Raw genomic sequence first — 25,852 nt, forward strand, 5'->3', positions numbered from 1 at the left:
TAGAGTTGTTATATTGCACCGCCTATATTGTCCGTGTTGGTGCATAATATTTTAGATTTTATGAAACTGAAAGAAAAAGGTTATGAATCATCCGGATATTGCTAGACGTGTTTACAATCATACTTGGAAACTTGATCCCATTATTCGTTCACTTCTCGATACGGATTTTTATAAGCTTCTTATGGTACAGATGATTTGGGGGTTGTATCCTAATGTTAATGTTACTTTTTCCCTCATAAATCGCTCTAAAACAATACGTCTTGCCGATGATGTTGATGAGAGTGAATTACGTGCTCAACTTGATCATGCTCTTAGTGTACGCTTTACAAAAAAAGAAATGATTTGGCTTGCTGGTAATACATTTTATGGACGCAAACAAATTTTTGAACCGGATTTTCTTCAGTGGCTTGAGAATTTTCAACTTCCAGAATATGAACTAACCCGCAAAGATGGCCAATATATTCTTCATTTTTATGGTTCGTGGGCTCATAGCTCTATGTGGGAAATTCCAGCCCTTGCTATTATCAGTGAATTACGTTCACGTGCAGCTCTCAAAAAACTAGATCGTTTTGCTCTTGATGTACTTTATGCGCGTGCTAAAGCAAAAATGTGGAGTAAAGTTGAACGTCTCAAAAAATTGCCTGATATTAAAATATCTGACTTTGGGACAAGGCGTCGCCATTCTTTTTTATGGCAGCGCTGGTGTGTGGAAGCATTAAAAGAAGGCATTGGTAATTCTTTTACAGGAACTTCTAATGTTCTTCTTGCTATGGATACGGATTTAGAAGCTCTTGGAACCAATGCACACGAATTGCCCATGGTTATTGCGGCTCTCAGCAACAACGATGATGAATTACGCAGAGCTCCGTATCAAGTCTTGCAAGATTGGAACCGTTATTATGGTGGAAATCTTCTCATTGTTTTACCTGATACCTTTGGTACAGAAGCATTTTTACGCAATGCACCAGATTGGGTCGCTGATTGGACGGGTTTCAGACCCGATAGTGCGCCCCCTATTGAAGGTGGCGAACGTATCATTCAATGGTGGAAAGAAAAAGGAAAAGATCCACGCGAAAAACTTTTAATTTTTTCTGATGCTCTTGATGTCAATACAATTGAAAAAACCTATCATCATTTCCATGGTAGAGTGCGCATGAGTTTTGGATGGGGCACGGATCTTACCAATGACTTTACAGGCTGTGCACCTCAGGAAATCGAAACTCTTGATGCTCTTTCCCTTGTTTGTAAGGTGACCTATGCCAATGGTCGACCAGCCGTAAAGCTTTCAGATAATCCTGAAAAAACGATCGGTGATTCAAAAGAAGTACAACGTTATCTCAATTTTTTTGGTAATAAAAAGCGAATTGCTAGACCTATAAAGACGTAGTTTCCGGTTCTTTAAACGAGTATATTGATTCATCATATTGTTTATAAGATTGATTTTTATTCTGCCCTAAGGATGAGGATTCTTAACCTTTACTGGTCTGTAAATAGTTCGGCTGTTTTTTGAGCAGATTCTACTTGGGCTACCACGCATACGCTTCACTTACATAAGGATCGACAGATCAGACTTAAAAATATTCACTACGCATTAAAAAAATACTTAACTTGCTAGGAAGTTTAGCCAAGGAGGCTTCCTTATATCATTGTCATAAATAACGGTGTTATACGGCATAACAAGATACTGTTGTTTTGCATGTTGAAAGAGCGTGCGCGAATATCATAAATTTTTCTCATTTCAACCCTGTTAAATCAAGCACACTCATCTCCTTGTATGTATGAAGGTTTTCAAGTTTTAAGGGTTATTGGTGTAGCTCGACAGTAGGTTTTGTACTAAGCGGGAAGAGATCGGATTAAGTAGGAATACGTGGTAATTTGTTGTTTTTATGTACAATTTTGACCATTAAATGCGCGTTTCTATAGTAAAAATGAGAAAAGGCTTTGCCCTCCTTTGAGAACATCTTTAAAACTCTTTGAAAAAAAATAAATTGGTACAAAATTTAGTGTAAAAATATACAAAACCCAATGAAAAGCTACAATTGTAACATTAGGAATTGCTAAGGCAACATTGGAGGATGACAAATAGCACGGTGACTATCGGTGTGCATTTGTAAGGCAAGGGTGATGGTGCTCAAATGGATTTTATACACTTTACAGGAGATTTTACTTTATCCATGTATGGTCTGCCATCATGAAATGCGTAAAGCGTTGAGAAATGTTCCATTAAAATAAATGTGTAAATAACATGATTTGGGAGCTCTTTTGTTTTACGTGAGGGGCATGACCTCATTAAAAAACAGAGAATGCAATAATATTTTTATTTCGAATAAGCTTTATACAAAGATAGAGAATTTATTTATTCGCATATTATAATAAGAATGCGTGTATGCAGAAAATCATCTGAAAAATTCTGTTGTTTCTTATGAATTATCCTTAAGCTAAGAACAGATGTAACATTAAAGATTGATATAATAGACCAATAGACCGGCTTCTTAATTGTATAAGTATAAAATGATGATGTTTAGTAAGCTTTGTATTATATCCTCATTAAGAGATATGAAAACAAACGAAACGTCTTTTTAGAAAGAAATGGCTATCATATCAATGACTTTTCAATGATGTATATGTAGAGATTCATACAAACATGCCTTATAAAAATAATGACTCTTTTCCATGAATGTGGTTTATCCAAGTGAGAACATTTTGAGTGTGCGTAAACAGTCTTCTTTGTTCATAAAAATCATTTCACAAACATATTATTAATTAATTGCTTTCAAAAACCTTACTACTTCATATGCATTTTGGATATGGAGAGCTTATATTCAAAACTTAAAAGTCCTCATAGTTTTTACGAATAAGTCGAAGCTAAAAAGAGTATCTCATAAAGCTTTTTCTATCATTATGAAGATGGACGTGTTACAATATAAATAGCAATCAGCAATAATATAACCGCAACAAGTAAGGAAATCCATAAAGGAGGGTGTACCATTACGAAAAAGGATAAAAATCCTCCTGTCATACTCATCATTGCAAAAACTTTAACGAATGGAGAGATTGCTTTTTTTTCTTCCCATCGCTTAATAGGGGGACCAAAAATACGATGATTATTCAACCATTGATGAAAACGTGGAGAGGAACGCGTAAAACACCATGAGGCAACTAACAAAAAAGGCACAGTTGGCATAATAGGTAATACTACACCGATAATACCTAATATAACCATTGCCCACCCTGCTATATAATAGCAGATACGCAAAGGGTGAGATATCTTCAAATCTTTTTTCATTCTCTCGTACTATTTTCCTCTACGCAAAACCCTCTACAAAAACATTGTATCTGTTTTTTCTGTTATAAGTTCCTTGAAAATACCGAATAACTTACGCAATATGCTAATCATTTTAAATGATTTCAAGAAAAGAGAAGAGATTTTAGAAAATAAAAAAACAAAAAGGCTGCAGAATAAATCAATGCAGCCTCTTAATTAAGAATGCAGCGTTGGGGGGAGAAAATGTACCGCATCCACTTGCTAGACATTAGGAGGAAAAATAACCTAGCACCTCGGACTCTAATTAAAATAGGAATGAGAAACAATATATAAAAATGCATGGCTGATATGCATGAATTTTAACACTTTTAAGTTTCTTGAACTGTGTTTTGACGAAAAAAAATCATCATGAAAATAGCCATAAAAATCAACGTCAAGATCAACACAATTGTGGAAGCAGAATCAGAGCCAATAAATAAGCTGAGATAAATCCCTAAAAAACCAGAAAAAGCTGCAACAAGTATCGCGATCATTAACATAAAAGAAAACCGCTTTGTAACAAGATAGGCAATTGCTCCTGGTGCTATCAGTAAAGAAATAACGAGCACGATACCTACAGCTTTCAAAGCCGCAACAATTGTAAGAGAAATCATCGTTAGAAGGGTATAGTGAAGTAGAGATATTGGTAACCCCATTGCATGTCCTTGAACTGTATCAAAAATATACAGCATAAAGTCGCGCCATTTTGCTGCTAAAATAAAAGTGACAACAGCAGAAATGATCGCCGTCTGCGTTATATCAAGCCAGTTAACACCTAAAAGATTACCAAATAGAATATGATTCAAATCTAAGCTACTATAAATAGACGTGGCTAAAACAAGCCCCAAACCAAACATCGAAGAAAAGACCACACCCATCACCGTGTCCTGTTTGATACGGCTATTGCTTCCTAAAAAACCCGTTAATAGTGCACACACCATTCCTGCAACAAAAGCACCGCAAGTAATCAGAGTCATTGTAATATTCTCTGGACGCATATGTTGAAACCAAGCAAATGGCAAAGAAGTCAAAAATGCGATTACCCATGGTGTTGTCATATAACCAACAACAACACCTGGAAAAACTGCATGAGAAATGGCATCGCCTAACAGCGCCCATCCTTTCAAAATAAGAAAACAGGAAAGCATCGCCATGGGAATAGAAAGAATCATGACAATAAGCATACCCTTAAGCATAAAAGAAAACTGAAACGGAAGTAGTAATTGATCAATCATGATAATATTACACCCTTTTTTGCCGCATTTATGCGTAAGCGCGCAGCAATATACCCATGTTTAGGAGCAAAAATAAAAGCCAAAACAAATAAAGATGCTTGAAAAAGCACAACAACCCCCCCCGTTTGTGCATTTAAAAAATAACTCACATAAACACCCAAGACACTTGTGAATGTTCCAATTACAACTGCAATAACCAAGATATTCACGAAACGATCACTTAAAAGATAGGCTGTTGCCCCAGGTGTCACAACAAGACAAATGACTAAGAACGCTCCAACGGTTTGCATAGCAGCAACAGTACAAGCGGCAAGCAATGTGAAAAAGAGAATCTTTAAAAACTTTACATTTAATCCAATGGCATGCGCATGCGTTTCATCAAATAACGAAACAAGAAGATCTTTCCATTTCAAAAGCAATATAAGTAACGAAAAAAAGCCGATAAAAGCCAATTGTAGAATATCTGATGAACTAACGGCTAAAATATTTCCCAAAACAATCGTATCAATATTAACAGCCATTGGTTTTAACGATTTGAGAAACAACCCAAAGGCAAAAAAGGAAGAAAAAATGAGCCCAATAATGGTATCTTCTTTCAGTTTTGTCCGGTGGTTAAAAAAGAGCATTGCTGCTGCTGCAAGACCACCAGAAAAAAAAGCGCCGAGTGAAAAAGGTAATCCTAAAAGATAAGCTCCTGCTACACCAGGAACAATTGAATGGGAAAGAGCATCACCAATTAATGACCAACCTTTTAACATCAAAAAAGCTGAAAGAAAGGCACAAACACACCCAACTAATCCAGAAACCCACATTGCATTCACCATATATTGATAGCTCAGTGGCTCAAGCAACCAAGAAATCATGCAACGTGCTCCACTCTTTCAATGTCTTCACAAACTGCAGACTGCTTTCTTCCTATGAAAACATCATTTTTTTTTGTGCTTTGAAGATCAAAAATATGGTGGTGCAAAGATCCTCCAAAAGTTTTCTCCAGATTTTCCTTTGTAAAGATTTTTTCTGTTAACCCAGAAGCTAAAACGGTTCCTTTTATTAAAACTGTATGATCACAAAATTCGCGAACAGAACCCAAATTGTGAGTTGAAACCAAGATCACTGCTCCTTCTTTACGAAGATCTTGTAATAAAGCAATGATTTTATCTTCTGTTGTAACGTCAACCCCTGTAAATGGCTCATCTAATAAAATAGCTTTTGCTTTCTGTGCAAGAGCGCGTGCTAGGAAAACGCGCTTTTTCTGTCCACCAGAAAGTTCTCCAATCTGGCGCTTGGCAAAAGCCAACATATCAACGCGTTCTAAGGCAATACGAACGGCTTCATAATCTTGTGTACGGGCATAGCGAAAGAAATTCATATGACCGTACCGCCCCATCAATACAACATCTTCGACCAAGACAGGAAAATTCCAATCAACATCTTCACTTTGAGGAACATAAGCAATAAGGTTTTTTTTCAAAGCTATATCAACGGGCAAATCAAACATGCGAATTTTTCCCTTTGAGGGGCGTACAAACCCCATAATCGCTTTAAATAACGTTGACTTACCGGATCCATTAACACCAACTAATGCCGTAATAGAACCCTTTGGACTTTCAAAATTTACTTCGCGTAAAGCTGTATGTCCATTACGATAAGTTACCGTTACTCCTTGGGCAAATATTCCAGATTCTGTCATTGGCTTTTTACTCCCTCTAATAAAGCATTGCTAATACGCCCACTCGTGACACGTAATAAATCAATATAAGTGGGTACCTCACCATTTTTCTCACTTAAAGAATCAACATAAAGAACACCACCGTATTTAGCCCCTGTTTCTCTGGCAACCTGCTTAGCAGGCGCAGGGGAAATAGTGCTTTCAGAAAAAACTGCATGAATATTGTATTTGCGAACCATATCAATAACATGCTTGACTTGCTGTGGTGTTCCTTGTTGGTCAGCATTGATGGGCCATAAATAAAGTTCTTTTAGATTAAAATCACGCGCCAAATAGCTAAATGCCCCCTCACTGGTCACAAGCCAACGCTTATCTTGCGGTACGGCTTCTAATTCAGCCTTAATTGGATCAATCGTTGCACGAATTTTCTGTTTATAAATTTCAGCATTCTCTTTATAAATAGCAGCATGTTCAGGATCATATTTCACAAAAGCATCGCGAATATTATCAACGTAAATCAAAGCAGAGGTTGGTGACATCCAAGCATGAGGATTGGGTTTACCGCTAAAGGGGCCCTCACCAATTTTAATGGGTACAATACCTTTTGAAACAACAACACTTGGAACATCCTTGATATTTTGAAAAAACTTTTCAAACCAAAGCTCTAACTCTAATCCATTCCACAATACAAGGTTAGCTCCCTGAGCACGCATAAGATCGCGTGGGGTGGGTTGATATTCATGAATTTCCGCACCTGGTTTTGTAATGGATTCAACCTCAGCGGCATCACCTGCTACATTGCGTGCCATATCAGCAATGATGGTGAATGTCGTAACAGCTTTAAATTTACCAGCACACAAAGCAAAATTGGGTGTAAAAAAAATAACACTTCCAAAAACTATGCTGAAAAACGTTCTTACGTTCATTGATTCTCTCTTTCCTCTATATGCTTTCTTTTTATTGCAAATAATTCGCATTATCATTTAGCAATAGCAGTTATCTTTTACATTTGCAATGAAGGATTAAGAGAAAAAATAACTTTTCAAGATGTTTAAAAACAGCTTTTTTCATATTGAAAAAACTGATGATTTAAGCAGCTTGTTTTGGTAAGGAGCACCGCTTTCAAGAAGCTCTATAACTCTTGAATGCCAAACAAAAAGGGAGTCATCAAAAATGCTCCCACTTCATGTAAAATATCTCATAAAAAATGAAAATACTCAGTAGCGCAAATATGCACCTGTCATTTTAGTAACATTATCCACGATCTTTAAGGCAAGCTTTTCTAAATCTTCATCTGTTAGAGTCCGTTCTATGGGCTGAATAGTTACTTCAATCGCAACAGATTTTTTATCTTCGCCAAAGCTTAAATCTTCAAAAATATCAAAAATCTGCACTGAATGAATAAGTTTTTTATCCGCTCCACTTGCCGCACGAATAATAAGAGAAGAGGCAACAGTTTTATCCGCTATAAAGGCAAAATCACGCCGCACCATTTGAAAAGGTGAGAGTTTCAAAGGAGGACGGCTTTTGGTCGTTTTTTTCTTTGATTCTGGAATTCTGTCTAGAAAAATTTCAAAGCCGCATAAAGGGCCACTAACATCTAACTTTTCTAATGTAGCAGGATGAAAAACACCAAAAAAACCAAGAATAATCTTTGATCCAAGTTTTATGACACCTGAACGACCAGGATGATACCAATCGGGCGCTCCTACTTCAATCTGCACTTTCCCAACATCCATATCGCATGCCTCTAAAATAGCTAAAGCATCTGCTTTGGCATCAAAAACATCAACGACGGTTGCATTTCCATTCCAAAAACGACCAGCCCCTTTAAATTGCTCTGTTCCGCGACGAATCCCACTAACAACACGGTGTTGTTTATCAGGGGTATCGCCTTCATAAATATTGGAAACTTCAAACAAAGCAAGATCGGAAAAACCACGATCAGCATTTCTCTGTGCCGCCATAATCAAACCAGGTAAAAGGGAAGGACGCATCATTGACATATCAGCAGCAATAGGATTAACCAATTTAAGCTCTTCTTGACCTCCTCCAAAAGCAAGAGCTTGATTTTCAGAAATAAAAGACCATGTTACCGCTTCTTTCATACCACGTTGCACTAAAGCCAAACGTGTAGCACGTGAACGAATTTGTGCGCATGTTAAAATTTGATCTTTTCCTTCTGCGGAGTTTTCCAAAGGAATAGGTTTAATTTTATCTAGCCCATAAATCCTCATGACTTCTTCCACCAAATCGGCTTTCCCCATAATATCAGGACGCCATGATGGTACTTTTACTGTAACGACATCTCCTTTTCCTTCAACGAAAAATCCAAGTTTTGTTAAAATAGAGATGACTTTTTCAGGTTCTATTTCCAAATTTGTTAAACGTTTAATTTCAGAAAAAGGAAAAGCGATCTGTTTGATTTCTTGTTGCTGATAGCCAACGATCCTCTTCTTAGATACTTCACCACCACAAAGACGTAAGACCAATTCTGTTGCAATCTCAAGCCCTGTTTCTATAAAAGCCGGATCAACACCTCGTTCAAATCGATAACGTGCATCACTGATAAGACCTAATGCTCTTCCTGTTTGTGCAATGCTTTGCGCATCCCAAAGCGCTGATTCAATAATAACGCGACGTGTTGTCTCATCACAACTCGTTCTTTCACCGCCCATGATACCGGCAATCGAAACAATCCCCTCTTCATCTGCAATGGCACAATTCTTAGCGCCCAAATGATAGATTTTTCCGTTCAGTGCTTGAAGCTGTTCTCCCTCACGAGCACAACGTACACACAAATTACCTTTAATTTTATTTGCATCAAAAACATGGAGTGGACGACCAAGGTCAAAACTTATGTAATTGGTCATATCAACAAGCGCATTAATCGGTCTCAAACCAATTGCATTCAAACGCTGTTGCATCCACTGAGGTGATGCACCATTTTGAACATTGCGCACTTCACGCCAAGCAAAACCTAAACATAATGATGAATCTTGCGAAAAATCTAATGAAACATCGAGAGGTGTTTCAAAGGAAGGCTCAAATTTTGACAAGGATAATTCTTTTAATTTTCCCATTCCAGCGGCAGCAAGATCACGGGCAATACCACGAACACCTGTACAATCAGAGCGATTGGGGGTCAAACCAATATCAATGATCGGATCATCTAAACCAGCATAAGTTGCAAATGAATCTCCAATAGGTGCATCTTCTGGAAGTTCGATAATCCCGTCATGTTCATTTGATAATTCAAGCTCCGCTTGCGAACACATCATCCCAAAACTTTCAACACCGCGGATTTTTCCTACAGATAATGTCGCATCGAGTCCTGAAATATAAGTGCCTGGTAGTGCCAGAACACCAACAAGACCTGCACGCGCATTTGGTGCTCCACAGACAACTTGAACAGGTGTAGAAGTCCCTGTATCGACGGACAGAATCTGGAGTTTATCTGCATCAGGATGCTTTATTGCTGTTAAAACTTTTGCAATCACAAAACCTTTTAAAGAAGACCGATCATCAACGTAATCAACCTCAAGACCTATAGCTGTTAGTTTCTCACAAATTTCATCCAAAGATGCATCTGTCTCTAAGTGATCTTTTAACCACGACAATGTAAATTTCATTTTAAAACCTCACATGAAAGCGATGACTAAGATCACATATTTCTATTAGGAAAAAAAGCAGGCATATCAAAGCAACGAAAGCCATAATGGTCTAACCAACGCAGATCAGCATCAAAAAAAGCTCGTAAATCAGGCATACCGTATTTCAACATGGCAATACGATCAATGCCCATTCCCCATGCAAAGCCTTGATATTCATCGGGATCTAAACCAACATTTTTCAATACATGAGGATGCACCATTCCGCATCCTAAAATTTCCAACCAATCCTGTCCTTCTCCGAACTTTATTTCTGAACCAGAACGATCACATTGAATATCCACTTCCATAGATGGTTCGGTAAAAGGGAAAAAAGAAGGACGAAAACGCATTTTTACAGAGGGAACTTCAAAAAATGCTTTACAAAAGGTTTCATGTAGCCACATCATATGGGCAATGGTGGAGGTTTTATCAATGACAAGACCTTCTACCTGATGGAACATGGGCGAATGCGTCGCATCCGAATCCATGCGGTAAGTTTTTCCAGGAATAATGATCCGTATCGGTGCTTTTTGTTTTTCTAGTGTGCGAATTTGTACGGGTGATGTATGGGTCCGCAACAACTTTCGTTCTCCCATTTTATCGACATCAAAAAAGAAGGTATCATGCATTTCGCGTGCTGGATGCCCTTCAGGAAAATTCAATGCCGTAAAATTATAATAATCTGTTTCAATATCAGGTCCTTCTGCAAGAGAAAAACCCAACTTCGTATAAATGGCAATAATTTCCTCAATCACCTGTGAAATAGGATGAATGCGTCCTCGTTCTATAGGTGAAGAGCGAACAGGCAAGGTGACATCAACCGTTTCACGAGAAAGACGGGCATCCATTGCCTGTCTTTTCAGAAGATCACGCTTTTGCGTCCATAATTCTAAAATACGATTTTTTAATCCATTAAGAACTGGTCCAACTTTATGGCGCTCGCTAGCATCCATCTTCCCTAATGCTTTTAATTTTTCAGAGATGCTACCTTTTTTACCCAATGCTGCAATACGCACTGCTTCAAGTGCCTGTTCATCACCCGCTGCCTCTAAGGCTAAACAAATTTCTTGTTCCAGACGCTCAATATCGTTCATATTTTTGCCTATTTTTTTAATAAAAAAAACCCGCACTCGCAACAGCCAGCACGGGACCTCGAATAAATAAATGCTTTAAGAGAACACGACTGGCTTACTTGACAGCGCCTTCAAAAGCATTAGGTGTCGTATCTTTTAAATATTCCAAAGCCTTTTTTGCCGAAGCTACTAAAGCAGAAAATGCTTCTGCTTCGTGGATTGCTATATCTGAAAGAACCTTACGATCAACCTCAATACCGGCTTTTGATAAGCCATCAATAAAACGTCCATAAGTTAAACCTTCTGCGCGAACAGCCGCATTAATTCTCTGAATCCACAAAGCACGGAAAGTACGTTTCCTATTTTTGCGATCACGATAAGCGTATTGCTTTGAACGATCAACTGCTGCTTTAGCTGCACGAATGGTATTTTTACGACGACCGTAAAAACCTTCAGCCTGTTTAAGAACTTTTTTGTGCTTAGCGTGTGCTGTCACACCTCTTTTCACACGTGCCATATTATAATCTCCTCAAAATCAAAAGCGTAAGGTTTAAACACCATTCGGCAAATAATGCTGAACGACTTTTTTAGCATCTTGTTCACACAAAACCATTGTTCCACGTGCATCGCGAATAAATTTATTCGAACGCTTAATCATACCGTGGCGCTTACCGGCAGCTGCTACTTTAATTTTGCCTGACGCAGTGATTTTAAACCGCTTTTTAGCGGATGATTTGGTCTTCATCTTGGGCATTTTGCTACTCCGTACATTAATTTATTCAATCAAATATTTTATTCACTCAAGCGGACCAACGCTTGAACAAGCATTTAAACAGCCACGGCATGCCCTGCCGGGCGGTTCTAATAGTGTTTCCATAAGCCACTATACACAAAATAGCAAGACCGTATTACAAAAAAATCGGAGCTCCATTGCCTTGAAGCTCAACTAAAGGTGCCGGAATAGCATTTGTTTTGATAGCTGCTTTACATAGATCAGCAATAATGCATTGCCTACATTGTGCTTTACGTGCTTGGCAAACATAGCGTCCATGTAAAATCAGCCAATGATGCGCATGACGAAGATAATGGATTGGTATAATCTTTAATAATTTTTTCTCAACAATCTCTGGTGTTTTGCCAGGCGCTAAACCAAGACGATTGCTTAAGCGAAAAATATGTGTATCTACTGCCAATGTAGGCTGACCAAAAGCAACATTCAAAACAACATTAGCCGTTTTGCGCCCCACTCCAGGAAGGGACATAAGTGCTTCATGCGTATCAGGTACTTGACCGCCATAACAATCAATTAAACAGTTGCAAAGTGCATAAACATTGCGTGCTTTTGCTCGCCAAAGACCAATTGAACGGATATGATGTGCTATTTCTTCTTCTCCTAATGCAACCATTTTTTCCGGTTGATCAGCAAGGCGAAATAATTCTTTTGTCGCTTTATTAACGCTTACATCTGTCGCTTGAGCCGAAAGCACAACGGCAATCAAAAGCGTAAAAATATTTGTATAGATAAGATCACTCTTAGGCGCTGGGCGTTGCACAGAAAAACGGCGAAATATTTCTGCAATTTCATTTTCATTATATAATATACCAGATAAATTTCGCACGTTTGACAATTTTATGGTACTTTGAGGCATTGAACTCTCTTAAATCTTCTCTCTTGAAGTTATCATTCATGCTCGCCATATGAGAGGAATGCAGCGAACACTTTTATAGAGTTTGGTCAAGTAAAGCCGTTTTAAAGAGGATACTCATGAATGACACATGTGACGCCTTTCTCCAATCCCTTTCTTTTAGGGTTTGAAACCGTAGAAAAAATATTGCAACGTATCGGTAAAGCTGATGAGGCTTACCCAGCCTATAACATTGAACGTTTGCATAAAAATGATGATGCAAATCATATCCGGATAACTTTGGCTGTTGCTGGATTTAAGATTAACCATCTTAATATTTTGCTCGATGATAATCAATTGGTTATTCATGGTAAACAAACAGATAACCAAAATCATCAATATTTATATCGCGGTATAGCTGCGCGACAATTCCAGCGAACCTTTGTTCTCGCGGAAGGGATGCATGTTACAAATGCAGAGTTGAAAAATGGTCTTTTATCAATTAATCTGTATCAACCAAAATTAAAAAAAGAAATAAAACAGATTCCAATTAAAGTCAGTAGTGGTGAGTCATAAAAGTTAAGGCGTAAAGGAACAGTGAAATGGGAGAACATAAACAGAACTTGTCGTTTCAGAACACATCCTACTCTGATGCGGGACAGATTGCCTATTTAAAAAAAGTTTGTACAGATGATTTGGCTAAAAACTTTCCAGATCTTCCACCAATGACCCCAGGAATTACGATATGGGCGCTCTTTGGTGAAACAGGTTATCCTATCATTTTATCCGATGAGCGTTCTATCGCCCTTGCTGGAGCCAATGAGCATGAACTACAAATTGTAACTCTGCACTAGATTACTTTACGAGAAAACGCTGTACTCTTTATAAATTCTATCTGTTTTTTCATAAAGGGTGTAATGTGAGTTATAATGAGATAAGTATTGGTTTATATTCATAATTAATTTTTTACAACTGGAATGAGAGTCCCGAATATCATAAGGTTTTCTCATTTGAGGTCCTCTTGTATTAAAACAATTAAAGTCACTTGCTTGTATATCACGCGCAGGGAGAGCCGTGTGGATAAAAACACTTGAAGAAAGGAATAAAAATATCTCTTGTGAATTGTCTTAATTAGCAAGGATGTTGGCAATGTTGGGGATGAGAAAAATGTATGATGGTGTCAGTTTGCTTCTTCACAAGTGTGAAGATGTCCCCTATAGATTTATATTATTTACGGGAACTTTTATACCATTTATAGGCGCTATCGTGAAATAGGCTCGAGTGTGCATTGAAAGATGTTTCTTTAAAATGAGTACATGAAGGCTATACAAGTGTATTTTGTTTGGGGTTTTCTGTTCTTCTTGAGGGAAGTGACTCCATTGAGGAGTGTAAAAACAAAAGCATGAGATAATGCGTCATCATTATTTAAAAGATATTGCTATGAATGCTTTTGAAAGATGTAAAGCTGAATTGTAAGGAGATGATAGATTTTTACCATGATGCCTTTATATTCTTTCCAAATTAGGCTGTCTTCTTGTTCCAGAAATTACGCAAACAGATAGATGCAATATACTTACCAAATCTGGCATACAAAAATCTGGTACAGTTCGTGCCACACTGAAGCGTTTTGATATTTGTCTCAAACGTGGAATTGCACAGGGATTAGACGTTGATTAACAGGTAATAAAAAAAACAAAGGCCTTATGAAAAAGTTTATGCAGAGCTTTTAATTTTGTGCTTCAACTGCCTCAGTACAAGATATTTTTCTCTTTTGAATATTAAAGCTCTTGTTTTTATAATGAAGTTACAGCACAACAAGCAAAATGGAATTATTTGAGGGAAAAAAAATAATGCCTTCTTACCGTTCAAGAATGTCGACCCACGGGCGTAATATGGCAGGAGCCCGCGGACTTTGGCGTGCAACAGGGATGAAAGATACTGATTTTGGTAAACCCATTATTGCGATTGCGAATTCTTTTACACAATTTGTACCAGGGCATGTCCATTTAAAAGATCTTGGGCAATTAATCGCACAACAGATAGCAGTTGCTGGTGGTGTTGCGAAAGAATTTAATACCATTGCTGTAGATGATGGAATTGCGATGGGGCACGATGGAATGCTCTATTCTTTGCCCTCACGTGAAATCATTGCTGATTCTGTAGAGTACATGGTTAATGCACATTGTGCGGATGCACTTGTCTGTATTTCTAATTGTGACAAAATTACGCCTGGTATGTTAATGGCTGCTTTACGGTTGAATATTCCGACAATCTTTGTTTCAGGTGGTCCTATGGAAGCAGGTAAGATTAAATGGAAGGATCAAGATCTAAGGGTTGATTTGGTCGATGCCATGGTTGCAGCAGCTTCAGAACAGAATTCAGAAGAAGAAGTTGCTGAAATGGAGCGTGCTGCTTGTCCTACATGTGGTTCTTGTTCAGGAATGTTTACAGCCAACTCCATGAATTGCTTAACGGAAGCATTGGGGCTTTCGCTTCCCGGAAATGGATCAATGTTAGCAACACATGCAGATCGACGGATGCTTTTTGAAGAAGCTGGAAAACAGATTGTTGCATTGGTTAAACGTTATTATGAAAAAGATGATGAAACAGTCTTGCCGCGCTCTATTGCTTCACGCAAGGCTTTTGAAAATGCAATGACCGTTGATATTGCTATGGGGGGATCAACCAATACAGTACTGCATCTTTTAGCCGCGGCGCAAGAAGGTGAGGTGGATTTTACCATGACGGATATTGATCATCTTTCACGTCGTGTTCCTGTTTTATGTAAGGTTGCTCCTGCTGTCGCGAATGTACATATGGAAGATGTTCATCGCGCTGGTGGTATTATGGGGCTTTTAGGCGAACTGGATGCGGCGGGACTCATTGATACGTCAACTTATACGGTTCATGCAAAAACAATGAAAGAAGCTCTTTACCGTTGGGATGTGAAACAAACTAATGAACCAACAGTTCGTACATTTTATCGTGCTGCTCCTGGTGGTATTCCAACACAGACAGCTTTTAGCCAATCTTGTCGCTATGAGACCCTTGATCTTGATCGTGAAAAAGGTGTGATTCGCGATAGGGAACATGCATATTCACAAGATGGAGGATTGGCAATTCTTTATGGAAATCTTGCAAAAGATGGCTGCATTGTAAAAACAGCAGGCGTTGATCAATCAATTTTAACTTTTAAAGGTCCGGCAAGAATTTTTGAAAGCCAAGATTCAGCTGTTTCAGCTATATTAACTGATAAGATTAAAATAGGTGAAATTGTTTTAATCCGTTATGAAGGTCCACGTGGTGGACCTGGAATGCAAGAAATGCTTTATCCAACAAGTTATCTCAAATCTAAAGGATTGGGCAAGGTTTGTGCACTTGTTACGGATGGACGTTTTTCAGGGGGAAGTTCAGGGCTCTCGATAGGACATATTTCACCAGAAGCTGCTGAAGGAGGAGAAATTGCGTTGGTGGAGGAGGGGGATATCATAGAAATTGATATTCCAAATCGTAGAATTCATATGTTGGTGGATGACGTTGAGATGAAGCTGCGCCGTGCTAAGATGGAAGCAAAAGGAAAAGGTGCTTGGCAACCGATTGAGAAACGTCAGCGTAAAGTTTCAAAGGCTCTCAAAGCCTATGCAGCGATGACCACATCTGCTGCAAAGGGTGCAGTACGTAATATTTGATGAGATGAATGACGCGTCTTATAAAAGGGAGATAGTATTCTGATTTTTTGCATCTTTTGCACGATATTCTAAGCTAATTATTTTATGAGTTTATGAACTTATCAGAATATTTCGAGTCATGATAAGTATGATTAAAAAGCTATCAATACAACTAAAAGCTGCTGCGGATTGCTTATTTTAGCAGTTATGTAAGACAGATAAAGATAGATATGGTATGATTACTTTTCATATCATATCTCAATTTTATACGAAATTACGATTTTCTGTTCTTATATTTATGAAAGATATTTATTGTACTGGTGGCATTATCTTGTTGTACCGTAAAACACTGTCATTTAGGGCTGTGATATACGGCATCCTCCTTAATATATTAAGTGTTTTTTTAGTGTGTGGTGAATATTTTTAGACTTGTTTATCAAGCTGTGAGTTTAAGTGAATCACATGACTAGAAAGTCAAGGTAAATCCCTTAGAATCTGGACTGTTTGCAGACTTGATTCGAATGAAAATCTTTATTTCTTGAGGTGCGGGAAGGAGTTCAAAGGATGTTTAGGAAAATAAAATGCTGCTGTGATATATCTGATTATATGGTTCATATGAAAACAGTAAAAGAGCTCTTTATAACTTAAAATGTGAGGAAAATGAGAGACCCATTACCCATGAATTTATTATGCAAAATGGGGTGGCATCCCGACAACTTTAAACTAAAACTGTTGCTATGATAACAATAATATTGATTGTGAAAAAGCATAATTTATTAAATATTGCGTATTTACAAGATAGAGGAGATTTCATGACAATCTTTACAAAAAACGACTATCTTGTAAAAGTAGTCGATATTGACCAATTTTTTGTATACGGGCCAATATTTATCTAAGGAAATATGAAATATAATGCATAGGGTTTTGCTTCTATATGCATTACACGTATCAAAATATATTGTGTAGAAAAGCGATAGGAATACGGTAAACAACAGTTTGTGCTGCAGCATATCAAAAAGGGATACTTTGATCTCCTATTAAGAAAGCTTTTTAATAAAAAATAACATCCGTTTTCTATAAAGGGTTACTTTTTTCAAGCTGTTTGAGATGGTAAATTGCTTCTAAAGCTTGTTTAGGAGAGAGTTCATCGGGATGGATATTTTTTAAAGCTTCGTGAAGTACACAATGTTTGTTTCTTGCTTCATTGACGGGAGATGTTGCTTTAAGAGAAAAGAGTGGTAAATCATCAATGAGTTTATGTCCTTTTCCAGCCATTTCACCTTGTTCTAATTGATGGAGTACATCTGTTGCTCGTGTAATAACGGCTGGGGGGAGTCCAGCAAGCTTTGCAACTTGTACACCATAGGAACGGTCAGCAGCTCCTGGTGTAACCTCATGAAGAAAAACTACATCACCATTCCAATTTTTGACTTTCATGGTTACATTATGCAGTCTGTCAAGTTTTTCGGTAAGTGCAGTCATTTCATGAAAATGGGTAGCGAGAATAGCACGACAATGGTTAACTTCATGGAGATATTCAACAGCAGCCCAAGCAATAGAAAGTCCATCAAAGGTTGATGTCCCACGTCCTATTTCATCAAGAATAACAAGGGAATGGTGGCTAGCATGATTGAGAATTGTTGCTGTTTCAACCATTTCCATCATAAAGGTTGAGCGCCCCCGTGCAAGATCATCGGAAGCCCCAACACGACTAAATAGGCGGTCAACAACACCAATATGTGCTGAAGTCGCTGGAACGAAGGACCCCATTTGCGCCATAATAGCAATAAGAGCATTTTGCCGCAAAAAAGTTGATTTTCCTCCCATATTAGGCCCTGTCAACAGCCAGATTGCTGCATATTGCTGATTTTCTTGCACAGAGAGATCACAATTATTGGCAATAAAAGGTTCTGCTGCTTGTTTGCGGAGTGCTTGCTCGACGACAGGATGGCGTCCTGCTGTGATATGGAAGGTAAGTGAAAGATCAATTTTAGGTCGGCAATAGCCTTGTTCTTCAGCAAGATATGCTAAGGCGACAGAGACATCTAAAATAGCAAGTGCTTCAGAGGCTTTACGAATAAAATCAACTTGTTCGGTAATTTCCTGAACGAGAATATCAAAAATCTCTAGTTCAAGTGTCAATGCGTGATTGGCAGCATGGGCAATACGGCTTTCAAGGTCAGCAAGCTCTGTTGTCGTAAAACGCATAGCGTTTGCCATTGTTTGCCGATGAATAAAACGTGCTTTAGCTTGTGGATTATTTGTAAGAGCAGATGCTTGTGTACTGGTTACTTCAATGAAATAACCTAGAATATTATTATGCTTTATTTTAAGCGTTTTAATATCTGTTTCTTGGGCATATTGCGCTTGAAGTTCAGCAATGACACGGCGCGATTCATCACGTAAAGCACGCATTTCATCGAGCTCTTTATGATAATTTGAACGAATAAAACCACCATCACGTTTAAGGAGTGGGAGATCATCAGCTAATGCTTGTTCTAAATGAAAGTATAACGCTGTGGGTAAGTTTGAGAACACCTGTTGTACATCACTTATTTCTTGAGGCAAAAGCTCATTATTAAGAAGTTGATGCAATTCACGAATGATTTCAAAGCCGCGCTGAATTGTCGCCATATCACGGGGACCTCCTCGTCCAAGAGCCAAACGTGAAACGGCGCGGGGCATATCTGGTCCCCCTTTTAAAATAAGCTTTATCGCTTCTGCAAGAGAAGGATTACGTAGAAAAAAATCGATAGAATCCAAACGCGTATCAATAGCTGAAGGAGTGGTGAGGGGAGCAATAAGGCGATCGATGAGAAGGCGTGATCCTCCTCCTGTTACAGTGCGATCGATAGCTTTTAATAAACTTCCATCCCGTTGACCTGATGTCGTACGAATAAGTTCAAGGCTTAATCTGGTTGCGGCATCAATAAAAAGAGTCGCACTTTCATTTAGGCGCTCAGGCTGCATGAGAGGAGGACGATGCGTTATTTGTGTTTTTTCGATATAACGAATAGCAGCTACAATTGCAGAGAGTTCGGAACGTGAATAATCGGCAACGCCGTCAAGAGTTGAGAGTTTAAAATAATTGCAAATATCGCGTTCAGCGGTCAGTGCATCAAAGAGACAAGCAGGTTGAGGTGAAACGATACGATCAAGAACATTAAAAAGTGATTTGTGAGATTTATCATGAAAGAATGAATCAGCAACAATGATTTCTTGTGGATCCACACGCATAATATCTGCCAAAAGTTTTTCTTGGCGGCTTTCTGTTACACGAAATATGCCTGTTGAGATATCAATCCAAGAGAGAGAAAATTCCTCTCCATCGCTAGTTTTTATACGGGAAAGTGTCATCAAATAATTTGCGCGTGTTGGATCAAGGAGTTTTTCTTCTGTTATCGTTCCAGGTGTTACAAGGCGAACAACATCACGCCGAACAACAGATTTTGAGCCACGTTTTTTTGCTTCAGCAGGATCTTCTATTTGTTCACAAACAGCAACTCGGTAACCACAAGCAATCAGTTTTTGTAAATAATCATCAGCAGCATGAACGGGAACACCGCACATAGGAATATCTTGTCCTAAATGTTTTCCGCGTGCTGTGAGTGTGATTCCTAAAGCCTGAGCAGCTTCAATCGCATCATTAAAAAATAATTCATAAAAATCCCCCATTCGGTAAAAGAGAAGGGAATCATGATGTACGGCTTTAATTTCTATGTACTGCTCCATCATAGGTGTCAGGCGTTCTTGAGAGGAAGCAGATGAAGAAGCAGGCTGTGGAATTAAATTATTTTTATGATTATTTTTTTTATCCATTTGTACGAGGCCTGTTTCCTTTAAGTGAAGTTTTTACTCTTTTTTGTTTACTTCAATATCTATTTATCTCTAAATTGCAACGCATCATCAGATTTGCTAAGGCAAGAATAACGATTTCTAATATATGAATCAAATTTAATGACTATACGCATTATCAAGCAAAATTTACACTGTTTTTGGAGAAAATAAAGTGAGATGAAAGAGAGCGAGCAGGATCAGAAAATGTCTCAAACTGTTTACAGTGCGAGCGAAAGAGAAGCTCTAGATTTTCATAGTCGTGGTCGACCAGGAAAGCTTGAGATTGTTGCAACAAAGTCTATGGCCACACAGCATGATTTAGCACTTGCTTATTCACCAGGTGTTGCAGTTCCAGTTAAGGCAATTGCTCAAAATCCAGCGCTAGCTTATGATTATACAGCAAAAGGCAATCTTGTTGCTGTTATTTCAAATGGTACAGCTATTTTAGGGTTAGGCAACTTAGGAGCCCTTGCCTCTAAGCCGGTCATGGAAGGCAAAGCAGTGTTGTTTAAGCGTTTTGCGGATATTGATTCCATTGATTTAGAAATTGATATAAACGATACAGAAAGTTTTATCAATTTGGTGCGTTATTTAGAACCTTCTTTTGGTGGAATTAATCTTGAAGACATTAAGGCGCCAGAGTGCTTTATGATTGAAAGCCGCCTACGCGAGGTGATGAATATACCTGTTTTTCACGACGATCAACATGGTACAGCAATTATTGTTGCTGCTGGTGTTCTCAACGCTTTGACTTTAACAGGGCGCGATATGCAAAATACGCGGTTAGTCTGTAATGGTGCTGGTTCTGCAGGAATTGCTTGTATTGAACTGATTAAAGCGATGGGATTTCGTTCCGAAAATATCATATTATGTGATACAAAGGGTGTGGTCTATGAAGGCCGCAAAGAGGGAATGAATCAGTGGAAATCTGCGCATGCTATTCAAACAGATAAACGTACGCTTATGGAAGCAATGGAAGGTGCAGATATATTTTTTGGGGTTTCTGCTAAAGGTGCTCTTACTCCTGAAATGGTAAGATCTATGGCACCGCAGCCGATCATTTTTGCTATGGCTAATCCTGATCCAGAAATTACACCGGAAGAGGTTATGCAAGTGCGTCATGATGCCATTGTCGCAACAGGGCGTTCCGATTATCCAAATCAGATTAATAATGTTCTCTGCTTTCCTTATATATTTCGTGGTGCACTTGATGTGCGTGCAAGAGTTATTAATGAAGAAATGAAGATTGCTGCGGCAAAGGCTCTTGCCAATTTAGCGCATGAAGAAGTGCCTGACAGCGTTGCAGAAGCTTATCGTGGAAAGCGATTAAAATTTGGTCCTAATTATATCATCCCTGTTCCTTTTGATCCGCGTTTATTGACGGTTGTTTCAATAGCGGTAGCAAAAGCAGCAATGGAAAGCGGTGTTGCGCAAAAGAACATAGATGATTTAGAGGCCTATGAGCGCGATTTGAATGCGAGGCGTGATCCTACTTCTTCGATGATGCGTGGGGTTTATAACCATGTTCGTCAAGCGCCAAAACAAATTGTCTTTGCAGAAGGTGAAGAAGAGCAAGTTATGCGGGCAGCCGTTTCCTATGTTCATCAAAAATTAGGACAAGCGATTTTGGTCGGTCGTGAAGAGCAAGTAAGAGAAACAGCTGTTATCGCTGGAATTGATCTGGAGCGTGAAGGTATTTCTATTATGAATGCTAAGCTTTCCTGTCGTACAGATGATTATGCGAATTATCTTTATAAAAAGATGCAGCGTCAAGGCTGGCTGTTGCGTGATTGTCATCGTCGTATCAATAATGATCGCAATTATTTTGCTGCGTGTATGGTGGCACTAGGAGATGCTGATGCAATGGTTACAGGGGTGACACGCAATTATGAAACAGCGCTGATCGATATACGTCGTGCAATTGATGAAAAACCAAAAGAACGATTGATTGGTATCTCAATGGCTATTTGCCGAGGACGAACTGTGTTTATTACGGATACAGCTGTTTATGAAAATCCTAATGCTGAAGAACTTGCGGATATAGCGGAACAAACCGCTTCGTTTGTACGTGGATTTGGATATCAACCACGGGTAGCATTTTTAGCATTTTCTACGTTTGGTTATATGAAAGGGCAAATCACACAGCAAATTCAGGATGCGATTAATATTTTGCATGAACGCAAGGTTGATTTTGAGTTTGATGGAGAAATAAGTGCTGATGTAGCGCTCAATTCCAAATTGATGCAGCAATATCCATTTATGGGATTAACAGAGCCCGCTAACATTTTGGTTATGCCTGGATATCACGCGTCTTCCATTGCAAGCAAAATGTTACAAGAACTTGGTGGAGCAACCATCATTGGTCCTATTTTAATTGGGTTGGAAAAATCTGTCCAAATTGTACCGTTTAGTGGAAACGATACAGATGTGGTCAATATTGCAATGCTCGCGGCTTATCATGCCGCAAAAGCCGTCTAAAGGAAAAAAGCCCCTAATATACCAATAATATATCAAGGGGCTTTATGATAGCAAAAGAATAAATTTTTTAAGAGGGTTGTATTTGATTGTCGTTTTGTTCTTCAGCGAGACGCTTTTGAAAGAGGGCTGCAAAATCAATAGGATCAATCCATAAAGGTGGAAAACCACCATTTTGAGTAGCATCAGATATAATTTGGCGAGCAAATGGGAATAAAAGACGAGGGCATTCAATAAAGACCAATGGCATAACATGTTCTTGTGGAATGTTTTTAAGGTGGAAAACACCACCGTAAATCAGTTCTACATGAAATAAGGTTTCAGTTTCATCATTGGCTTTAACGGAGAGAGACAAAACGACATCATAATTGTCATCACCAATTGGGTTGGCATTGACGTTAATATTGATATCAATTTGTGGTGATTTTTCACGTGTACGCAATGAACGAGGAGCACCTGGGTTTTCGAATGATAAATCTTTTAAATATTGAGTTAATACAGCAAAAACCGGCTCTCCACCACGGTTATTCATTTCTTCTTCGGCCATACGACGAACCTCTCTCATTATAATATGTATATTTATTTTAGATCTAAAGACCAAATTGGTTATCACGCCTTGCAAAAGGTTGCAAGAAATGCGCTCTTTATCTTGAATATTTTTTTAGTTTGTTACAGATTTTTTAGGCATTTCAATGGTTATCATCATTTTTGCGCCATGGAGATTCTGTCGTATCATAAATTGTGTAATCTTCTGCGTTAAGATCAATTATTTTTTCAGCATCATTTTTTCTTTTAGTATTGGGATTCATTTTGTTTTGTAATGATGTAAAGAAATGCCAAACAACAGAGCGAATTGGTTTAATAAGAAGTAATATTCCCAAGAGATCACTTACAAAGCCAGGAAGAATAAGTAAAATTGCACTAAACATGATGAAAACATCATTAATAATATTATTCTCTAATGTACGCCCTTGGATAAGTTCAGTTTGTATGTTTTTTAAAAGGCTAAACCCTTGAACTCGCAATAAAACAACCCCAACTATGGTTGTGAGAATAACCAAACTCAAAGTTGCCAAAATACCAATTTCTTGACCAACAAAGATAAAACCAGCGATCTCGATTAAAAGAATGCAAAGAAAGATAACAACAAAAAAACGAGGATTTATAGAATAAAGTTTTATCACATGCAAATTTCCTTCTGGATGAGGTGGGGAGAAATTCTTAAGAGCACTCCATTTAATATAAAATCTACAAAAATATTTGAATGGTAGGATTCCTTATTTTACATATTTATTGATAAATGGTATTGACTGCAATGTTTATTAGAGACTTAAGCTTTGGAGATTGACATCGCCCATGGAATTTGACGTTATACTTGTCATAGCTCTTGTTATTATGGTTGTTATTTTTGTGCAACTCCGTAATGTATTAGGGAAACGAATTGGGTTTGAAAAGCCCCCCTTTGATCCTTATTCACGTCGTTCTAAAAAACAGGTTGAAGCAGAAACGGCTGATAATATTGTTTCGTTCCCTCATCAGAAAAATTCACAAAAAGACGACTTTAGTGAAATTGATAAAATTTCACCGGAGGGGAGTATTTTGAATAAAAATTTGCGGGAATTGCATAGAATTGATCCTCAATTTTCTCCTCAATTTTTTATAAAAGGTGCACAAATTGCTTATGAAATGATTGTAACAGCTTTTGCCAAAGGTGATCGCAATCAACTTAAAAGCTTGCTTTGTCAGGATGTTTTTGAGAGCTTTTGTACGGCTATTGAGCAACGAGAAAAAAATAAAGAGAGAATAGAGTTCACTTTTGTTGGAATTAATAAGATCGAATTTGTTGCGGCGGCAATACAAGAAAAGGATGAACTTTTAACGATACGTATTGTCAGTGAGATGATTTCTGTTACTTATAATGAACAGGGTGAGCGTATAGACGGTGATCCTGATGCTATTGTAGAAATCAGGGATATTTGGACTTTCGTTCGCAATAGTTTATCGTCAGATCCAAACTGGAAGCTTTTTGCTACAGAAAATGAAAATTAAAATACTTTTTGTTTTTCTTCCATAAGTATTCAATGATTTATGAGAAATTAAAATGTCCTCAAGTAAATGGAGACAAAAAAGAGATTTATTGGCTTCACAGGATCGCCTTTTATGGGAGATGGTTTGTCGTACGATAACACCGCTTCACGGTAAGATGCTCTCTTCTGCTTCAGAAACTATTGCAAATATTAATGATAAAAAACAGCCTGTAACTCAAATCTCCTCATTATCTCAGGAAAATCAACAACCCTCGACAATTATTAAAAGAGAAAAGAAGGGGGGTACACAAGCACAAAAGATTCATTTTTTTGATCATGTTGCACATCGTAAAATTTCCCAAGGTCGTTATCCTCTTGAGGCGCGCCTTGATCTCCACGGTTATATGCAGGAAGAAGCTTATTTTTTCTTAAAAAAATTTCTACAATCCTCTCAGCAGAGAGGATTGCGTTATGTCCTTGTGATTACAGGAAAAGGGCGATCCGTTGGGAGCGATGGAGCTTTGTATAGATTTGTTCCGTATTGGTTATCAACACCAGCTTTTCGATATTATGTCCATGCATTTGAGCAAGCAGCGCGTCAGCATGGCGGGGAAGGTGCACTTTATGTTTGGTTGCGCCGTTTCGTGTCGGGAAAAGGAAAGTGATGTTATTGTGGTCGTTCTAGGTTTAATATTTATTTATACGTAATAATTTATAGTTTTCGTATATTTCGTAAGAGCCTTGAATACAATATCCCCTTATTTATAATTTTTATAAAAAATTATAAATATATCATTTTACATTCTACGTATTGCTTCACGCTTTTGTTTATCGCATTCTTTAATGGGGTACATCCCTCACGCAAAACAGAATGACATTGGATTGCATATATGCACAGGCTTGTTTTAAAGAAACATTTCTCAACGCACCCAAGCCTATTTTGCGACGGCATCCGTGAAGGGTATAACGATAAATCCATTAAGACTCCTATCTTTATGCTTAATAAAAGAGCAAGCTGGCATCATCACACACTTTGCTAGCTCCCAATGTTGCAGCAACTCTGGAAGCCCTTGGCACTTGAAAGCATTTGTAGAAGGCATGCTTTTCTTTAAGTGTTTTTACTCTCCACAGTTCTCATCTCATTCGTGACGCTCAAACGAAAGATTTTGATTGATTCAATATAAGAGGGCTTAAAATAAAAGAGATATTGATGGATCTCATTTAGGTTGCAACGTGATAAATTATTTTTATAAACCACAGCATTACTCTATTAAATACACGAAGAA

At 38.1% G+C, this 25,852-nt stretch carries 20 protein-coding genes; 7 read left to right on the forward strand and 13 right to left on the reverse strand.

The window, feature by feature from the left end; genetic code table 11:
- The first annotated feature begins 82 nt into the window (after positions 1-82).
- A complete protein-coding gene (pncB, locus tag ACFIKR_RS00890) occupies positions 83-1,387 on the forward strand; it encodes a nicotinate phosphoribosyltransferase (protein WP_375658459.1) in 1,305 nt (434 codons plus the stop codon).
- Between the two features lie 1,512 nt (positions 1,388-2,899).
- Here pncB and ACFIKR_RS00895 read toward each other — a convergent pair.
- From ACFIKR_RS00895 to nth, 10 genes are all read right to left on the reverse strand, one after another.
- On the reverse strand, positions 2,900-3,286 hold the full coding sequence (locus tag ACFIKR_RS00895; protein WP_375658460.1) for a YbaN family protein: 387 nt from the start codon (positions 3,284-3,286) through the stop codon (positions 2,900-2,902).
- 347 nt (positions 3,287-3,633) lie between these two features.
- Complete coding sequence (locus ACFIKR_RS00900) at positions 3,634-4,539, reverse strand: metal ABC transporter permease (RefSeq protein ID WP_012754509.1); 906 nt, start codon at positions 4,537-4,539, stop codon at positions 3,634-3,636.
- A complete protein-coding gene (locus ACFIKR_RS00905; RefSeq protein ID WP_012754510.1) occupies positions 4,536-5,402 on the reverse strand; it encodes a metal ABC transporter permease in 867 nt (288 codons plus the stop codon). The genes ACFIKR_RS00900 and ACFIKR_RS00905 overlap by 4 nt, the downstream gene beginning before the upstream one ends.
- Positions 5,399-6,229 (reverse strand): manganese/iron ABC transporter ATP-binding protein, encoded by an 831-nt coding sequence (locus ACFIKR_RS00910; protein ID WP_012754511.1) that lies wholly within the window; start codon positions 6,227-6,229, stop codon positions 5,399-5,401. Before ACFIKR_RS00910 ends, ACFIKR_RS00905 begins: the two co-directional genes overlap by 4 nt.
- On the reverse strand, positions 6,226-7,134 hold the full coding sequence (locus ACFIKR_RS00915; RefSeq protein WP_375627965.1) for a metal ABC transporter substrate-binding protein: 909 nt from the start codon (positions 7,132-7,134) through the stop codon (positions 6,226-6,228). Before ACFIKR_RS00915 ends, ACFIKR_RS00910 begins: the two co-directional genes overlap by 4 nt.
- Positions 7,135-7,425: 291 nt before the next feature.
- Positions 7,426-9,840, reverse strand: a complete 2,415-nt coding sequence (gene pheT, locus ACFIKR_RS00920) for a phenylalanine--tRNA ligase subunit beta (RefSeq protein WP_375658461.1) — start codon at positions 9,838-9,840, stop codon at positions 7,426-7,428.
- Between the two features lie 32 nt (positions 9,841-9,872).
- Positions 9,873-10,955: a phenylalanine--tRNA ligase subunit alpha gene (gene pheS, locus ACFIKR_RS00925; RefSeq protein ID WP_375658462.1), complete on the reverse strand. Its 1,083-nt coding sequence runs from the start codon at positions 10,953-10,955 to the stop codon at positions 9,873-9,875.
- Between the two features lie 94 nt (positions 10,956-11,049).
- On the reverse strand, positions 11,050-11,451 hold the full coding sequence (gene rplT, locus ACFIKR_RS00930; RefSeq protein ID WP_012754515.1) for a 50S ribosomal protein L20: 402 nt from the start codon (positions 11,449-11,451) through the stop codon (positions 11,050-11,052).
- Positions 11,452-11,484: 33 nt separating this feature from the next.
- Entirely contained in the window at positions 11,485-11,688 is a 204-nt protein-coding gene (gene rpmI / locus ACFIKR_RS00935) for a 50S ribosomal protein L35 (RefSeq protein ID WP_012754516.1), read from the reverse strand.
- 154 nt (positions 11,689-11,842) lie between these two features.
- Positions 11,843-12,583 (reverse strand): endonuclease III, encoded by a 741-nt coding sequence (gene nth / locus ACFIKR_RS00940; protein WP_375658463.1) that lies wholly within the window; start codon positions 12,581-12,583, stop codon positions 11,843-11,845.
- Between the two features lie 120 nt (positions 12,584-12,703).
- Here nth and ACFIKR_RS00945 point away from each other — a divergent pair, with 120 nt between their 5' ends.
- From ACFIKR_RS00945 to ilvD, 3 genes are all read left to right on the forward strand, one after another.
- Positions 12,704-13,135, forward strand: a complete 432-nt coding sequence (locus ACFIKR_RS00945; protein ID WP_012754518.1) for an Hsp20 family protein — start codon at positions 12,704-12,706, stop codon at positions 13,133-13,135.
- A gap of 26 nt (positions 13,136-13,161) precedes the next feature.
- A complete protein-coding gene (locus ACFIKR_RS00950) occupies positions 13,162-13,413 on the forward strand; it encodes a DUF1150 domain-containing protein (protein WP_012754519.1) in 252 nt (83 codons plus the stop codon).
- A gap of 996 nt (positions 13,414-14,409) precedes the next feature.
- On the forward strand, positions 14,410-16,248 hold the full coding sequence (gene ilvD / locus ACFIKR_RS00955; RefSeq protein WP_375658464.1) for a dihydroxy-acid dehydratase: 1,839 nt from the start codon (positions 14,410-14,412) through the stop codon (positions 16,246-16,248).
- Positions 16,249-17,301: 1,053 nt separating this feature from the next.
- Here the strand turns inward: ilvD and mutS are convergent.
- Positions 17,302-20,046: a DNA mismatch repair protein MutS gene (mutS, locus tag ACFIKR_RS00960; protein WP_375658465.1), complete on the reverse strand. Its 2,745-nt coding sequence runs from the start codon at positions 20,044-20,046 to the stop codon at positions 17,302-17,304.
- A gap of 195 nt (positions 20,047-20,241) precedes the next feature.
- Here mutS and ACFIKR_RS00965 point away from each other — a divergent pair, with 195 nt between their 5' ends.
- Entirely contained in the window at positions 20,242-22,542 is a 2,301-nt protein-coding gene (locus ACFIKR_RS00965; RefSeq protein ID WP_375658466.1) for an NADP-dependent malic enzyme, read from the forward strand.
- Between the two features lie 67 nt (positions 22,543-22,609).
- Here the strand turns inward: ACFIKR_RS00965 and secB are convergent, their stop codons facing one another.
- Together secB and ACFIKR_RS00975 are read right to left on the reverse strand one after the other, a co-directional pair.
- Positions 22,610-23,086, reverse strand: coding sequence for a protein-export chaperone SecB (gene secB, locus ACFIKR_RS00970; RefSeq protein WP_375658467.1), 477 nt, complete (start codon positions 23,084-23,086; stop codon positions 22,610-22,612).
- Between the two features lie 142 nt (positions 23,087-23,228).
- Positions 23,229-23,723 (reverse strand): FxsA family protein, encoded by a 495-nt coding sequence (locus tag ACFIKR_RS00975; protein ID WP_375658468.1) that lies wholly within the window; start codon positions 23,721-23,723, stop codon positions 23,229-23,231.
- 172 nt (positions 23,724-23,895) lie between these two features.
- Here ACFIKR_RS00975 and ACFIKR_RS00980 point away from each other — a divergent pair, with 172 nt between their 5' ends.
- Together ACFIKR_RS00980 and ACFIKR_RS00985 are read left to right on the forward strand one after the other, a co-directional pair.
- Positions 23,896-24,588, forward strand: a complete 693-nt coding sequence (locus ACFIKR_RS00980; protein ID WP_375658469.1) for a Tim44/TimA family putative adaptor protein — start codon at positions 23,896-23,898, stop codon at positions 24,586-24,588.
- 52 nt (positions 24,589-24,640) lie between these two features.
- Entirely contained in the window at positions 24,641-25,231 is a 591-nt protein-coding gene (locus ACFIKR_RS00985; RefSeq protein WP_375658470.1) for a Smr/MutS family protein, read from the forward strand.
- The last annotated feature ends 621 nt before the right edge of the window (positions 25,232-25,852 follow it).

Source organism: Bartonella sp. MR30HLJHH, assembly GCF_042194195.1.
Lineage (GTDB): Bacteria > Pseudomonadota > Alphaproteobacteria > Rhizobiales > Rhizobiaceae > Bartonella > Bartonella grahamii.

Bases quoted from the DNA above. Each gene is read 5' to 3' on its own strand.
- rpmI (WP_012754516.1), bottom strand. From the start codon at position 11,688: ATGCCCAAGATGAAGACCAAATCATCCGCTAAAAAGCGGTTTAAAATC.
- nth (WP_375658463.1), bottom strand. From the start codon at position 12,583: ATGCCTCAAAGTACCATAAAATTGTCAAACGTGCGAAATTTATCTGGT.
- pncB (WP_375658459.1), top strand. From the start codon at position 83: ATGAATCATCCGGATATTGCTAGACGTGTTTACAATCATACTTGGAAA.
- ACFIKR_RS00980 (WP_375658469.1), top strand. From the start codon at position 23,896: ATGGAATTTGACGTTATACTTGTCATAGCTCTTGTTATTATGGTTGTT.
- ACFIKR_RS00950 (WP_012754519.1), top strand. From the start codon at position 13,162: ATGGGAGAACATAAACAGAACTTGTCGTTTCAGAACACATCCTACTCT.
- mutS (WP_375658465.1), bottom strand. From the start codon at position 20,046: ATGGATAAAAAAAATAATCATAAAAATAATTTAATTCCACAGCCTGCT.
- ACFIKR_RS00915 (WP_375627965.1), bottom strand. From the start codon at position 7,134: ATGAACGTAAGAACGTTTTTCAGCATAGTTTTTGGAAGTGTTATTTTT.
- ACFIKR_RS00985 (WP_375658470.1), top strand. From the start codon at position 24,641: ATGTCCTCAAGTAAATGGAGACAAAAAAGAGATTTATTGGCTTCACAG.
- rplT (WP_012754515.1), bottom strand. From the start codon at position 11,451: ATGGCACGTGTGAAAAGAGGTGTGACAGCACACGCTAAGCACAAAAAA.
- pheT (WP_375658461.1), bottom strand. From the start codon at position 9,840: ATGAAATTTACATTGTCGTGGTTAAAAGATCACTTAGAGACAGATGCA.
- ACFIKR_RS00965 (WP_375658466.1), top strand. From the start codon at position 20,242: ATGAAAGAGAGCGAGCAGGATCAGAAAATGTCTCAAACTGTTTACAGT.
- pheS (WP_375658462.1), bottom strand. From the start codon at position 10,955: ATGAACGATATTGAGCGTCTGGAACAAGAAATTTGTTTAGCCTTAGAG.
- ACFIKR_RS00900 (WP_012754509.1), bottom strand. From the start codon at position 4,539: ATGATTGATCAATTACTACTTCCGTTTCAGTTTTCTTTTATGCTTAAG.
- ilvD (WP_375658464.1), top strand. From the start codon at position 14,410: ATGCCTTCTTACCGTTCAAGAATGTCGACCCACGGGCGTAATATGGCA.
- secB (WP_375658467.1), bottom strand. From the start codon at position 23,086: ATGGCCGAAGAAGAAATGAATAACCGTGGTGGAGAGCCGGTTTTTGCT.
- ACFIKR_RS00905 (WP_012754510.1), bottom strand. From the start codon at position 5,402: ATGATTTCTTGGTTGCTTGAGCCACTGAGCTATCAATATATGGTGAAT.
- ACFIKR_RS00910 (WP_012754511.1), bottom strand. From the start codon at position 6,229: ATGACAGAATCTGGAATATTTGCCCAAGGAGTAACGGTAACTTATCGT.
- ACFIKR_RS00895 (WP_375658460.1), bottom strand. From the start codon at position 3,286: ATGAAAAAAGATTTGAAGATATCTCACCCTTTGCGTATCTGCTATTAT.
- ACFIKR_RS00945 (WP_012754518.1), top strand. From the start codon at position 12,704: ATGACACATGTGACGCCTTTCTCCAATCCCTTTCTTTTAGGGTTTGAA.